Below are 13,356 nucleotides of genomic sequence, written 5' to 3'. Positions count from 1 at the left end.
GACTGCCATGGGTGTCGCGGAGGTCGGGACGTGTCAGATCGTGGCGCTGCAGGGCGCTGCGTCCACCGTCATCCAGGAGCTGCTCGATGAGCTCGCCACGCGGCTCGCAGGCATCGGGCTGCGCGTCTCCGGCGTGATCGAGAGCAGCGCCGACAAGACCAGGCCGTGCAAGGCCATGATGCTGCGCAGCCTCGACGACGACCGCGTGTTCTCGATCTCGCAGGATCTCGGCCCGGGATCGCAGGCCTGCAATCTCGATCCCGAAGGATTGGTGCTGGCCTGCGCCGCCGTGCAGCAGTCGATCGCGCGCGGCACGGATGTCGTGATCCTCAGCAAGTTCGGCAAGCAGGAGGCGGCGGGAGGAGGCCTCGCCGACGCCTTCGGCTCGGCGATGTCAGCCGGGCTTCCGATCATCACGGCGGTATCGCCCGCGATGATGGAGGCGTGGACGCGCTTCGCCGGCGTGTTCGCCGAATGCGTCCCGGTCGATGTCGCGCGCCGTCCCGGCTGGATCGAGGCGTGGTCCGGCCGCATGGTGACAGCGCGAAGCCCGCGTGACATGATCGGCTCACAACGCGAGCGGATCGGAATAGGATGAAGCGCGAAGCTCAGATCGCATTGACCATCACTTTCGGCAACGGCGGAAGTCTGTCGCCCGAAGATCTGCTGCTGATCGACTTCATCCGCCGGGAGCGCTCGATCCTCGGCGCCGCGCGCGCGAGCGGCATCTCCTACCGCAAATGCTGGCTGATGGTCGATGCGCTCAACCGCACCTTCGAGACGCCGGTGTTCGAGACTCATCCGGGGCGACGGGGCGGCGGCGCCGAGATCACGCCGTTCGGCGAGCGGCTGATCGCGCTGTATCGCTCGATGGAGCGGCGCACCCGCACGGCCACCGCCGCGGCGCTCGCTGAGCTGCAGAAGGCTACCGATCCCCGCTATCAGAAGCGGGCCAGCGGCGCGGCCGAGGCAGCTCCGAAGGCCGAACCGCGCCGGGTCCGATCGCGACGCTCTTGATCATCGCCCAGGCCGACAGATCCGGCTCCAACGCCAGCCGCTCGACGGACTCCAGCGTGACCAAGGCGTGCAGCTTCGTCGCACCGAGATCGAACGTCACGCGCACATAGGGCGGATCGAGCGGCAGGATCTCCTCGATCCGGCCGGGTAGCCGGTTGGTGATCGAAACATCCATCGGCCGCGACAGCGCGATCGACACGTCGCGGGCCTCGATGGTCACGGAGACGCCGGCGTCGATCGCGGCGTCGACCATCGGCACGCGCAACTCGCCGTCGGCGAAGAACAACGTCGACATGCCATATTGCGGATCATGGCGCAGCACGCGCGCCGGCACCGTCGTGCTGAGAACGACGGTCGAGGCTGAGGACGATGCAGACGAGCCGGTCATCGCGCGGCAGCCTCCACAGCCTCAGGGCCGGTCGTGATCGTACAGGACGCGAACGCGGATCGTGCCCTCCACCGCGCGCAGCTCCGACAGCAGCGCCTCGCCCTCACCGCCGACCACGTCGGTCTCGAGCACGACATAGCCGACCTCGGGATCGGTTTGCAGATATTGCGCGAGGATGTTGATGTTGTGCCGCGAGACCGCCTCGTTGACCTGGCGCAGCACGCCGGGCACGTTGCGATGAACGTGGATGAAGCGCGTGCCCGTCGGGCGCGCCGGCAGTTGCACCTGCGGGAAGTTCACGGCGCCGAAGGTCGAGCCGACATCGGAATAGTCGATCAGCTTGCGCGCGACCTCGCCACCAATTCGGTCCTGCGCCTCCTCGGTGGAGCCGCCGACATGCGGGGTCAGGATCACGTTGGGCAGGCCCTGCAGCGGCGAGACGAACGGATCGGCGTTCGATGCCGGTTCGACCGGAAACACGTCGACGGCAGCACCTGAGAGCTTGCCCTCGCGCAATGCGCTGGCCAGCGCCTCGATGTCGACCACCGTGCCGCGCGAATTGTTGATCAGATAGGCCCCATCCTTCATGTGACGGATCTGGCGCTCGCCGATCATGTTGGCGGTTGCCGGCGTCTCCGGGACATGCAGCGACACGACGTCGCTCATCGCCAGGAGCTCGTCGAGGCTCTCGACCGGCTCGGTGTTGCCGTGACGGAGCTTGTCGGTGAGATCGAAGAAGATCACCCGCATGCCCATGGCCTCGGCGAGGTTCGACAGCTGCGAGCCGATGTTGCCATAGCCGATGATGCCGAGCGTCTTGCCGCGCACCTCTCGGCTGCCATTGGCCGACTTGTCCCAGCCGCCGGCATGCGCCGACACCGAGCGCGGGAAGATGCGGCGCATCAGCATCACGACCTCGGCGATCGTCAGCTCGGCGACACTGCGGGTGTTCGAATAGGGCGCATTGAACACGGGGATGCCGAGCCGCTTCGCGGCATCGAGATCGACCTGGTTGGTGCCGACGGAGAAGCAGCCGACCACCATCAGCCGGTCGGCGGCCTGCAGCACATCGGCGGTGAGATGCGTCCGCGAGCGAATGCCAAGCATGTGCACGCCCGACAGCATACGCTTCAACTCCGCCGAACCGAGCGCCTTCGGCAACCGCTCGATTTCCGTATAGCCGTTGGCCTCGAACATGCGGACGGCCGAGTCGTTCACGCCCTCGAGGAGCAGAACGCGGATCTTTTGCTTGGGAAGCGATAACGGCATGGGCCTGGCCTGATCAGTCGTGGATGTGGCGTAGTGTAGCGGTTGTTACAGTCGCGATGCGTTGAAACTTGGTGAATGCGACGCGGCAGGGTCGCTTTCTGTCGCTTTCTCAGGGTCTTGTCCACTCCGTCGCGGCCTTTTGACCGGCGATGCAAAATCAGCGCCTGGCATACCGGCCGCACCGCACGGCCCGCACTGCAACAACCGCAGATCGCTGTTTTGGCTGCTGACAAACCATGCGAGCAGAGCTAGCCTTTCTTCCAATCACAAAATCATCGGGAGGTCAGCATGTCAGACGGGGTTGTCGAGACACGCGCGTCGGAGGTGTCGGGCGGTGAAACGCAGACGGTCGATGTCGCCGTCGTGGGTGCCGGATTTGCGGGACTTTACCTGCTGCACCGCCTGCGCAAGGCGGGCTTCTCGACCGTGGCTCTGGATACGGCCAACGATGTCGGCGGCACCTGGTACTGGAACCGCTATCCCGGCGCGCGCTGCGACATCCAGACCGTCGACTACAGCTACACCTTCGATCCCGAGCTCGAGAAGGCCTGGCAATGGTCGGAGAAATACGCCACCCAGCCGGAGATCCTGCGCTATCTCGGCTTTGTCGCCGATCGCTACGATCTGCGCCGCGACATCCGCTTCGGCACCCGCGTGCTCGGCGCCTCCTGGGATGACGCCAAGGAGCGCTGGCTGCTGACGACCGACAAGGGCCCCGCCGTCTCCTGCCGCCACTACATCATGGCGACCGGCTGCCTGTCGCAGCCGAAGCCGCCGGAGATCGACGGCGTGCACGACTTCAAGGGCGAGATCTACTTCACCAGCCGCTGGCCGCATGACGGTGTCGACCTCCGCGGCAAGCGCGTCGCGGTGATCGGCACCGGCTCGTCCGGCATCCAGTCGATCCCGATCATCGCCGAGCAGGCAGCACAGCTCACGGTTTTCCAGCGCACGCCGAACTTCGCACTGCCGGCGCATAACGGCCCGCTCCCGGCCGATCGCGCCGCGCAGCTCGCAGAAGATCGCAACGGGCTGCGCGAGCAGGCGCGCTGGTCGATGGCTGGCGTGCCGATCCCGCCGGCCACCGACTTCAGCTGGGCGTTGAGCGAGGCCGAGCGCCGCGAACGCTTCGAGAAGCTGTGGGCGTCGGGCGACCTCGTCGGCATGCTGACGCAGCTCTGGGCCGACCAGGGTGTCGACCCCGACGGCAATGCGCTGCTCGCCGACCTCATCCGCGAGAAGATTCACGAGATCGTCAAGGATCCCGAGACCGCCGCCGCGCTCACGCCTCACGACCATCCGTTCGGCGCCAAGCGCCCGTGCCTGGACACCAACTACTATCAGACGTTCAACCGCCCCAATGTCACGCTGGTCAATCTGCGCCAGGAGCCGATCACATCCATCACCGCTGATGGCATCAAGACCGACAGGCGCAGCTTCGACATCGACGTCATCGTGTTCGCGACCGGCTTCGATGCCATGACCGGTGCGATCCGCGCCGTGCATCCGATCACCGGGCGCGGCGGCAAATCGCTGGAGGATGTCTGGGCCAACGGACCGCAAACCTATCTCGGGCTCACGGTCGCAGACTTTCCCAATCTGTTCCTGATCACGGGTCCCGGCAGCCCATCGGTGCTGTCGAACATGGCGGTCTCGATCGAGCAGCATGTCGACTGGGTCGTCGATCGTCTCGTCGCCCTGCGCGAAGCCGGGTTCACGACCATCGAGGCCACGGAGACTGCGCAGGCCGGCTGGGCACGCCACATGGCGGACTGCGCGACCGTGACGCTGCATCGGCTCGCCAACACCTGGTACACTGGTGCCAACGTGCCGGGCAAGCCGCAGACCCTGATGCCCTATACTGGCGGCGTCGGCCCCTATCGCGGCATCTGCAACGAAATCGTCAGCCGCGGCATGCTCGGCTTCAAGCTGTCAGGTCCGAACGGCGCGTCCCAATGCAATGACGGCGAGATCGTGCGGCTGCAGCCGGATGTCAGGCTGGTGCTGAACATGCTGGCCGAGATGAACTTGCCGCCGATCGAATCGATGGGCGCCGCTGGCGCCCGCGAATTCGTTGCGCAGTTCAACGCGACGAGGCCGCCTGGACGTCCCGTTGGCGAAGTCAAGGATGGCACATTGCAGGGCGCCGACGGTCCCCTGCCCTATCGGCTTTATCGGCCGGCGACGCCCGGGCCGCATCCGATCGTCGTCTACTTCCATGGCGGCGGCTGGGTGCTCGGCGACGAGCAGTCGGACGATCCATTCTGCCGCGACATGTGCCGCCGCTCCAACATGATCTTCGTCAGCGTCGGCTATCGCCATGCGCCCGAGCACCGCTTCCCGGCGGCGGCCGAGGACGGCTATGCGGCGACGCGCTGGGTGGCCGAGCACGCCGCCGAGCTCGGCGGACGCGACGGACCGGTGCTGGTGGCCGGCTGGAGCGCCGGCGGAAACATCGCTGCGGTCACTTGCCAGCTCGCGCGGGATCGCGGCGGGCCTCTCGTCGGCGGACAGTTGCTGGTCTGCCCGGTGACCGATTGCAGCTTCGATCGGCCGTCCTACACCGACAACGCGGCCGGCTACTTCCTGACGCGCGGCCTGATGTACTGGTTCTGGGACATCTACTGCTCGCCGGCGGATCGCACCGATCCGCGCGCGTCGCCGTTGCGGGGCAAGCTGCAGGGCCTGCCGCCGGCCTACATCGTCACCTGCGAGTTCGATCCGCTGCGCGACGAGGGCGTCGCCTATGCGGAGGCGCTCGCCGCCAACGGCGTGCCGGTCGGGCAGCTCAAGGCCCACGGCCACTTCCACTCGTCGTTCACGATGGTCGACGTCGTCATCACCGGCGTCGGCGGCCGCATGCAGATGGCGGAGGCGCTGCAGGCATTCACGCAGTCTGCGGAAGAAGGCGAATCGCCGGAGATCAACGCCGCCGCCAGCTGACCAGCGGAGGCTGCGGCCGAGACGTATCGCGACGGCCCGCAACTTTGCGGGTCGTTGCCGCAACACGCAGCTTGCGCCGGATCGCCCACGCTGTCACCGAGACGACGAGCCACGCCGTCGTTGCGGCGACGAAGGCGGCCGCGACGCTTGACTGAACCAGCGTGGAGAATACGGCCGCGAACGCCAGCATGCCGAGACTGCCGAGCACTGCACCTGCGGTGTCGAGTGCAGCCGCTTCGCGTCCGCGCCGCTCGCCGGAGAGTCCCTGACGGCGCTTGCGCCTGATCTCGTGCGCCTCGATCAGGGTGACGCTGGCACAGAAGATCGCCGGCAATGCCAGGAAGAGGCCGCCGATCGCAGGACCGAAGGCTTTGGCAATGAGCCCGGTCGCGACTGTGGCGGCGCCGCCCAGCGCAAAGCGGATGACGTATTCGTGCCACTTGCCGTCCTTCAGCGCCGAGGGCGAGATGCAGATCAGCATCACGCCCCTCCGGAGAAGACCGCCTGCAGTCCCAGCGCTGCGACCAGCCACACGGCCGTTGCGAGCAGGCTCGCGCTCAATGCGCGCATATGCTGCCGCATCAGCAGCCGGCACACGGTCATGCTATAGAGACAGAGCGCGGCTGCGCCGAACATCATCGAATGGCTCTGGACCGCCGCATAAGCGGCATCATGCGTGACAACCGCAACGCCCAACGTCGCCAGCGCGACCGAGGGCGCGGCTCCGAACAGGCCGGCAAAGCTCTTCGGACGCAACACATCGCCAATGATCGCGAATGTCGAAACGATGACGCCGCCGATCAGGAAGCGGATGACGGATTCGGTCATGTCCGGCTTGCTCCCGGTTGTTCGTAGCCGGTCCATGCGCGCAAGCTGCGTTCAAGGGCCGCCCGTTCCGGAGGCGCGGACCAAGACTCTTGCGAGCACGAACAATTGGTTCCCTTCCAACGCCGAGCTCTGACGACAGTTTCAAGACAGCGTCACGAAGCCGTCATGGAGCGTGATCTGCTCAGCCCGTGGCTGCGATGGCATCGTCATAGGCACGCACGGAAGCGACCGCGGTGTCTCGCACATCGCTCGCGCTCATCCCCGGCTTGTACAGGCTGGAGCCGAGTCCGAAGGCTCGCACACCGGCTACGGCATAGGAGGCGAGATTCTTGTCCGACACACCGCCGACGGCACCGACCACGACGCCTTTCGGCAGGACGGCAAGTTGCGCTGCAATCCCCGACGGACCGAGCACCGACGCCGGAAAGTATTTCAGGGCCGAGGCGCCGCAACGCAAAGCAAGAAAGGCCTCCGTCGGCGTGAAGACCCCGGGCAAGGTGACCATGTCGTAGGCCTGCGCCGTCGCCAGCACTTCGACATCGACGTTGGGGCTGACCATCAGACGCCCGCCGGCCTCCGCGACACGCACGCAATCTGCGGCATTGACGACCGTCCCTGCACCGATCAGGCAGTCCTTGCCGAACCGGGCGGCGAGACGCTCGATCGAGACGAACGGTTCCGGCGAGTTGAGAGGAACCTCGATCAGCTCGAAACCGGCTTCGATCAGGACATCGACGATGGCCTCGGACTCGTCGGGTTTGATACCGCGCAGGATCGCAACCAGCGACCGCTTGACATGCGGCCAGGCAACGGACTTTGTCATGGTCGGAAACGCGCTCCCCAGATCTGCCGCGCGGCCTTGACCAGGCCGCGCCGGGACGCCTGCTCGGCATCACATTCGTTCACGTCGAAACCAGCAGCGGCCAGCGCCGCGCGATAGAGCCGGCCGAGCCGGCCCGCTCCGATCAACCGGAGTGGAAGCTCGGCGCGAAACCGCGCCCGAGCGTCGGCGATCTCACTGCCGATCAGAAGCCCGGAGAGCCTCGCAGCCCCATCGGACCGCTGCTCAAAACCGAGGAGCTGGGCTGCGCGCAGCCGGAACAGCGCATTGGTCAGTGCCGTCGGCGCGGCAAGCGACGCTGCGAAGCTCTCGCGGAACGCCGCGTCGTGCTCGACGGCCGAGGCCTCCGGTTCGACGGCGTGCATCAAAATGCTATGTTGAGAGACGACCGCGAACAGCTCGCCGGTCATGTAGGTGGCAAAGTCGATCACAGCGCCGGCATCGATCCGGATCCATTTGCTGTGGGTGCCCGGAATGCAGACGATCCCGGTGAAGTCCGGCTCGGTGACGCCGAGCAGCTGGGTTTCCTCGCCGCGCATCACGTCCGGCTGATCCGCCCGCGCCTGCGCCAGTCCCGGCAGAATCCTGACGTCGCCATCCGTGTCGACGCCAATCGCGCCGGCATGCAGCGCCTCCAGCCGGGTGGGCGTGTGCAGATAAGGCGCCTCGACCCAGCCTTGCCGCGCGCCGGCCATGCCGCAGATCAGCACCGGAACATCGGCCGGCGCGCCGAGCTTCGCCAGATGGTCGCGCAGCACCGGCGCGAAGCCAGATGTCGCGCAATGCAGCATGCCCTCGCTACCGCGGCTCCCGGCCAGCTCCGTCCCGTCTCCAGCCATCAGCCAGGCGCGGAAGCTGGATGTCCCCCAGTCGACGGCGACAAGGGCCGGCGTTGCTGACGAATAGACGGCGGTCACACCTTGCTCCCGATCACTTCGACATCTGGCAATGCCATGCCGCGCGGGCCGCGCAAACAACAAATTGCGCAATGCACGATTATGCACGTTGTTATTCTTGTTTATGCCTGATATGAAGAGGGCATGTCAGACCTTCCACTGGCGCGCCGCGACCAGATCGCCGGCCGCCTCTCGGCGGGGCACGCGGTCGTCGCGGCCGCCCTGGCCCACGAATTCGGCGTCTCCGAGGATGCCATCCGGCGCGATCTTCGTGCGCTTGCCGCCGAAGGACGCTGCCGCCGGGTGTATGGCGGCGCATTGCCGATCGCCGGCGGCATGACACCGATGGCGGCGCGGATCGGGCAAGATCGCGACCGCAAGCTGGCGCTCGCCCGGGCGGCCGCCCGCGGCATCGCGCGTGGCGAATTTCTCTTCCTCGATAGTGGCAGCACCAATCTCGCCCTCGCTGAAGTCCTGCCCGATGATTTCGATCTCACCGTCGCAACCAACGCCATCGACATTGCCGCAACCGTGCTGCACCGGCAGGACCTGCAGCTGATCATGATCGGCGGCTCCGTTCACCCCGCAGTCGGCGGCAGTGTCGACGCCGACGCCCTCATGCAGGTGCAGCGCTTGAACATCGACCGCTGCTTCATCGGCGTCTGCGCTGTATCGGCGCAAGGCGGCATCAGCGCGGTTGATCCGACTGACGCAGCATTCAAGCGGACGCTGCTGTCGCTGAGCCGCGTAAGCGTCGCAATGGTCACCAACGAGAAGCTCGAGACCCGAGCCCCCCACCGTATCGCCGGCGCCAAGACCATCAGCCAGCTCACCGTCGAGCATGATGCGCCGGCGGCCCGCCTCGCCCTGCTCAAACGGGCGGGAGCCACCATCATGACGGCCGCCCCGCCGGTGTGACGGCGCCCTTCAGAAAGTCAGGAATCTTCCAAATGAGTTCTGATCACAGCGCGGCGCGGCTCGCGACCCGCCTGGCCTTCTTCGTCGCCGGCTTCGGCATCGCCTGCTGGGCACCGCTGGTGCCGTTTGCCAAACAGCGGCTCGGCGTCGATGATGCGACGCTCGGGCTGCTACTGCTCTCGCTCGGCGTGGGCTCGGTCGCATCGATGCTGGCCGCCGGACTGCTGACCGCCCATTATGGCAGCAAGCCGGTCGTCATCGTCAGCGGCATCGCTCTCGCGCTGTTCCTGCCGCTGCTGGCGATCGCAGCAACGCCAGCGACTCTCGCACTCGCATTGTTCGCCTTCGGTGCGGCGCTGGGCTCGCTCGACGTCGCGGTGAACATCCAGGCGATCGACGTCGAGCGGCTGAGTGAACGTCCGCTGATGTCAGGTTTCCATGCCCAGTTCAGCATCGGCGGCTTCGCGGGCTCCGGCGTCATGACCGCGCTGCTCGCGTTCGACGTCGCGCCGCTGCTCGGCACGCTCGCCTGCTGTGCCCTCGCCCTGGCCGCGATGATCGTGGCTGCCCCGCGACTGATGGCGAGCAAACCCGCGCAATCGGGGCCTCTGCTCGTGCTTCCGCACGGCGCGGTGCTGCTGCTGGCGGCACTCGCCGCAATCATGTTCCTGGTCGAGGGCGCGATGCTCGACTGGAGCGCGCTGCTGCTCGCCGGTTCCGGCCGCCTGCCGGCCGCGCAGGCCGGATTGGGCTACATCATGTTCTCGATCGCAATGACCGCAGGGCGCCTCGTCGGTGACGCGGTGGTTGCACGGATCGGTGATCGCGCAACGTTGCTCGGGGGCAGCGCCATCGCCATCGCGGGCTTCGTCCTGCTGCTCACGGCTCCGTGGGTTGCTGCTGCCATGGCGGGCTTTGCGCTGATCGGCCTCGGCGCGTCGAACCTGGTCCCGGTGCTGTTCCGCCGAGCCGGGGCGCAGACCGCCATGCCGGTCGGGCTGGCCGTCGCGGCCGTCACCACCGCAGGCTACTCAGGCGTGCTGCTGGGCCCCGCAGGCATCGGCTTCATCGCCGCAGCCACCAGCCTGCCGGCCGCATTCTGGATGTTGGCCGCACTGCTCGTCATCGTGCTGCTGAGCGCGCCGTTGGCCGCGCGGACGCCGCGCTAGGAACGCCGTGCGCGGCTCCGGTTCCGGCATCTCATGCCTCGGCCGTTCGTCTGCACGAAGCGACGTCGTCTATCGCTGAGCTGCCGATCTCACGCCTGAGTCGAGCCATCTTGGAGCACGCTCTCGCGCATTTCCTGATAGCGCACACCGGTCTGCGGCTTGACGAACAGCGCCACGACGATCGGATGCCGCGCCCTCAGCTCGCTCTCGATCGCAACCACGGCGCGCTCAATGTCGTCGGCGCGCTGATCGTCCGCAAACTCGATGCTCAGCGCGACAACGACATGCTGCGGTGACAGCTGCACCGTGAGCAGGCCATTGGCTGACTTGACGCCCTTCCTCTTGCGCGCGATGTCGAGGATCGAACGCGCCAGCTCCGGGTCCGCCGGCTCGCCGATCAGGAGACTCTTGCTCTCCCGCGCGAGCACCATCGAGGTCGCCGCAAGCAGCACACCGATCAGGATCGATCCGATGCCGTCCCATGCCGGCTCATCGAAGGCGACGGCAGCAGCCATAGCGGCAGCAGCAATCACGATGCCGATCAGTGCCGCGCTGCCTCGAACACGACCATGAAGGCCGGCGGGTCCTTGCTGCGCCTGAACGCCTCGAGATAGGAGAGACCCGGCGCAGCCGCGCGAAACCGCCGCACCGCCACCCACCAGGAACCTGCCTCGAACACGAAGGAGAGCCCGAGCACGACGTAGTTCACCGTCGGGTCTTCGATCGGCCGCGGATGCATCAGGTGCGTCACGCCCTCATACAGCGAGACGCCGGCGCCCAGCGCGAACAAGAGCAGCGCAACGATGAAGCTCCAGAAATAGAGCTCACGGCCATGGCCGAGCGGATGCCGCTGGTCGGGCGGACGGCTTGCGCGATGAAAGCCGTAGAGCAGCAGCAGTTCGTTCGAGGTGTCGACGGCGGAGTGGATCGCCTCGCTCATCATGGCCGAGCTGCCGGTCCACACCGCCGCGGCGGTCTTGGTGCAGGCCACGAGCAGATTGCCGGCAAGCGCGGCATAGACGGCAACCTTGGAATCCGCGTTTGCCGCCATGTCGTCTGCCTGTTCCCTGCGCTCGTGCGCCGGGCAACGCGAGCTGCGGAGCATCGGTTCCCTTGGCGCGCTTGCGGACGTCGCCGCGCCGGAGCAGGATCGCCCGATCCGCAACGGAGCAGAGTGACGATGGCGCCGAGAGATGAGGCGAGAGACGGACAGAGGCAAGCCGGCGCCCAAGACCGGGACACACACTTCCTGCGCCACAGCTTCGCCATCGCCCGCCGCGCGACATCCAACGGCAATCATCCATTCGGAGCGGTGCTGATCGCTGCCGACGGCCGCGTTCTGATCGAGGCCGAGAACGGCTACATGCCAGCTCATGACGCCACGGCCCATGCCGAGCGGCTGGTTGCGACCCAGGCCTGCGTTTCGCTAGCGCCCGAGATCAGGGCGGCGGCCACGCTGTATTCGTCGGCAGAGCCGTGCGCGATGTGCGCGGGCGCCATCTACTGGGCCGGCATCGGACGCGTGGTCTATGGCCTCAGTGAGCGGCGGCTGCGCGGCATTACCGGCAATCATCCGGAGAACCCGACCCTCGACCTGCCGTGCCGCGACGTGTTCGCGAGCGGCCAGCGTGCGACCGAAGTCGTCGGCCCCCTGCTGGAGGAGGAAGCCGCGACGCTGCATGAGGGAGCCTGGGACAAATGAGGCAGGCGCCGCGACCGGAGGCGCGGCGCCTGCTTGCGTGGCTCGATCGATATCAGAACTTCACGGTCACGCCCGAATACAGCGACGACTCGGTGCAGGCGCCCGTGGCGACACGGGTGCCGCCGACACCGGCGACGGAACAGCCGACCGCGTTGTTGTGGTCGAGGCCGAACTTGTTCTGCCAGTAGCGATAGGCCACCCAGACGTCGATCAGGTGGCTCTGCTTCTCACCCCACATCGCCTTCGACGCATCGAAGGTCAGGCGGATCGGCTCGGAATTGAACTCGATCTTGGTCGGATAGACGCCGTTCGCGACGCTGGCCGGGAGCGGCTCGGTGTCGGTGCCCTTCTTGCCGTACCAGCCGGCGCGGCCCGAGATCGAGAAGAACTGCATGCTCTCCGGCAGGAAGCCGAGATCCATGTAGTAGTTGGTCTCGACGGCCCAGGTCGGCTTGAACGAGGTATTGCCGTCATTGATGCAGGGGTTCGACCAGCCGGCCCCGCACTGCGAGAACGAATTGTGGTTGGCGAACTCCCAATACATCAGGGGAGCGACGTTGAAATAGCCCTTGTAGGGCAGGTTGAACGCGAACTGCAGGCCGGCAACCACGTCGCGTTTGGCGGCGCCGAAATAGCGGTTCTCGGTATTGGCATCCATGCCCACTTCGAACGAAATGTTCTGCAGCGGGCCCATCGTGAAGGCCTTGGTGTTGAAGATCTGGTTCCAGCCGAAGGTCGAGCGGAACAGTCCGTAGATTTCGGTCGCACCGGGACAGCTCGCCGGCGTGAAGGCGAAACCTGCGTTGGGCGACACGATCCCGCCGGTCTGCGTGCACGGCCCAGCCGGGTCGTTGTGGTCCGACTTGAACAGCGAAATCGTGAAGAAGTTGGTGCCGTAACCCCAGACGTCGAAATGGGTGAACGAGTAGACCTGCTTGGCGGTCTTGGCGTTGAATGTGCCGTTGCCGTTGACACTCCATGCACCAGGCTGGCTGGCATCGAAGATATAGGAGTAGCTGACGCGATTGTCGACGACGAGGAAGAACGGCACCTCGGCCGGCGCCTTCTTCGCGATCGCCTTGGCGGGCAGGTCAGCGGCCCCCGCTGCACCGACCGACGTCAGCGCTGCCGCGCCCAGTGCGACGACCGCCGCGATTGTTTGACGTAACGACATTCAGAACACCCCCAGTTGACAAGCGCCGATTCCCGACTTGCATGCACAGTTGCGCCGTTCCACGGGTGGGAGAAGCCTCAACTTTCTCCAGGACTTGCCCGCAGTTTGATCAAGGTTCCGCCGTATTGCAGCGGCGACGACATCGGTCGCGAGCTTGGGCATGGGACGATTGGCCGCGGCCACGATGCTCCCAGACTCCGATCTTGCGGCT

At 66.4% G+C, this 13,356-nt stretch carries 13 protein-coding genes and 1 pseudogene; 6 read left to right on the top strand and 8 right to left on the bottom strand.

Features of this window, described 5'->3' with window-relative positions; all coding sequences use genetic code 11:
- Positions 1 to 7: 7 nt before the first annotated feature.
- Both ACQR0W_RS06255 and ACQR0W_RS06250 read left to right on the top strand, forming a co-directional pair.
- Entirely contained in the window at positions 8 to 598 is a 591-nt protein-coding gene (locus ACQR0W_RS06255) for a DUF2478 domain-containing protein (RefSeq protein ID WP_315750289.1), read from the top strand.
- On the top strand, positions 595 to 1,017 hold the full coding sequence (locus ACQR0W_RS06250) for a winged helix-turn-helix domain-containing protein (protein ID WP_316171716.1): 423 nt from the start codon (positions 595 to 597) through the stop codon (positions 1,015 to 1,017). Before ACQR0W_RS06255 ends, ACQR0W_RS06250 begins: the two co-directional genes overlap by 4 nt.
- Here the strand turns inward: ACQR0W_RS06250 and ACQR0W_RS06245 are convergent.
- Both ACQR0W_RS06245 and serA read right to left on the bottom strand, forming a co-directional pair.
- Positions 926 to 1,405 carry a TOBE domain-containing protein gene (locus ACQR0W_RS06245; RefSeq protein ID WP_315750288.1) on the bottom strand — a complete coding sequence of 160 codons (480 nt, stop codon included), beginning with the start codon at positions 1,403 to 1,405 and terminating at the stop codon, positions 926 to 928. The two genes, ACQR0W_RS06250 and ACQR0W_RS06245, sit on opposite strands and share 92 nt — an antisense overlap.
- Before the next feature lie 21 nt (positions 1,406 to 1,426).
- On the bottom strand, positions 1,427 to 2,674 hold the full coding sequence (serA, locus tag ACQR0W_RS06240; protein ID WP_315750287.1) for a phosphoglycerate dehydrogenase: 1,248 nt from the start codon (positions 2,672 to 2,674) through the stop codon (positions 1,427 to 1,429).
- A 288-nt stretch (positions 2,675 to 2,962) separates the two neighbouring features.
- On the opposite strand from serA, the gene ACQR0W_RS06235 reads away from it, so the two are divergent.
- Positions 2,963 to 5,617 (top strand): flavin-containing monooxygenase, encoded by a 2,655-nt coding sequence (locus tag ACQR0W_RS06235; protein WP_315827078.1) that lies wholly within the window; start codon positions 2,963 to 2,965, stop codon positions 5,615 to 5,617.
- Here the strand turns inward: ACQR0W_RS06235 and ACQR0W_RS06230 are convergent.
- From ACQR0W_RS06230 to ACQR0W_RS06215, 4 genes are all read right to left on the bottom strand, one after another.
- A complete protein-coding gene (locus ACQR0W_RS06230) occupies positions 5,598 to 6,098 on the bottom strand; it encodes a DUF3147 family protein (RefSeq protein ID WP_316167619.1) in 501 nt (166 codons plus the stop codon). The genes ACQR0W_RS06235 and ACQR0W_RS06230 overlap by 20 nt on opposite strands.
- Complete coding sequence (locus tag ACQR0W_RS06225) at positions 6,098 to 6,445, bottom strand: DUF3147 family protein (RefSeq protein WP_315717779.1); 348 nt, start codon at positions 6,443 to 6,445, stop codon at positions 6,098 to 6,100. Before ACQR0W_RS06225 ends, ACQR0W_RS06230 begins: the two co-directional genes overlap by 1 nt.
- A 181-nt stretch (positions 6,446 to 6,626) precedes the next feature.
- Positions 6,627 to 7,268, bottom strand: a complete 642-nt coding sequence (locus ACQR0W_RS06220; protein WP_316171715.1) for a 2-dehydro-3-deoxy-6-phosphogalactonate aldolase — start codon at positions 7,266 to 7,268, stop codon at positions 6,627 to 6,629.
- Positions 7,265 to 8,203 carry a 2-dehydro-3-deoxygalactonokinase gene (locus ACQR0W_RS06215; protein WP_316171714.1) on the bottom strand — a complete coding sequence of 313 codons (939 nt, stop codon included), beginning with the start codon at positions 8,201 to 8,203 and terminating at the stop codon, positions 7,265 to 7,267. Before ACQR0W_RS06215 ends, ACQR0W_RS06220 begins: the two co-directional genes overlap by 4 nt.
- Before the next feature lie 123 nt (positions 8,204 to 8,326).
- Here ACQR0W_RS06215 and ACQR0W_RS06210 point away from each other — a divergent pair, with 123 nt between their 5' ends.
- The gene (locus ACQR0W_RS06210) at positions 8,327 to 9,100 is read left to right on the top strand and encodes a DeoR/GlpR family DNA-binding transcription regulator (protein WP_434840611.1); all 774 of its coding nucleotides are present in this window, start codon (positions 8,327 to 8,329) and stop codon (positions 9,098 to 9,100) included.
- Between the two features lie 32 nt (positions 9,101 to 9,132).
- Entirely contained in the window at positions 9,133 to 10,269 is a 1,137-nt protein-coding gene (locus ACQR0W_RS06205) for an MFS transporter (protein WP_434840610.1), read from the top strand.
- An 89-nt stretch (positions 10,270 to 10,358) separates the two neighbouring features.
- Here ACQR0W_RS06205 and ACQR0W_RS06200 read toward each other — a convergent pair.
- A pseudogene (locus ACQR0W_RS06200) lies at positions 10,359 to 11,320 on the bottom strand (cation diffusion facilitator family transporter).
- 129 nt (positions 11,321 to 11,449) lie between these two features.
- Between ACQR0W_RS06200 and ACQR0W_RS06195 the strand changes: the two are divergent.
- A complete protein-coding gene (locus tag ACQR0W_RS06195) occupies positions 11,450 to 11,971 on the top strand; it encodes a nucleoside deaminase (RefSeq protein ID WP_434840609.1) in 522 nt (173 codons plus the stop codon).
- A 52-nt stretch (positions 11,972 to 12,023) separates the two neighbouring features.
- Here ACQR0W_RS06195 and ACQR0W_RS06190 read toward each other — a convergent pair whose 3' ends face one another.
- Positions 12,024 to 13,145, bottom strand: coding sequence for a hypothetical protein (locus ACQR0W_RS06190; protein WP_434840608.1), 1,122 nt, complete (start codon positions 13,143 to 13,145; stop codon positions 12,024 to 12,026).
- Positions 13,146 to 13,356 lie beyond the last annotated feature (211 nt).

The organism is Bradyrhizobium sp. HKCCYLRH1034 (genome assembly GCF_051168375.1).
Classification (GTDB): domain Bacteria; phylum Pseudomonadota; class Alphaproteobacteria; order Rhizobiales; family Xanthobacteraceae; genus Bradyrhizobium.
Note: the sequence above shows the minus strand (reverse complement) of the source record. Positions and strands in the feature narration are given on the sequence as shown.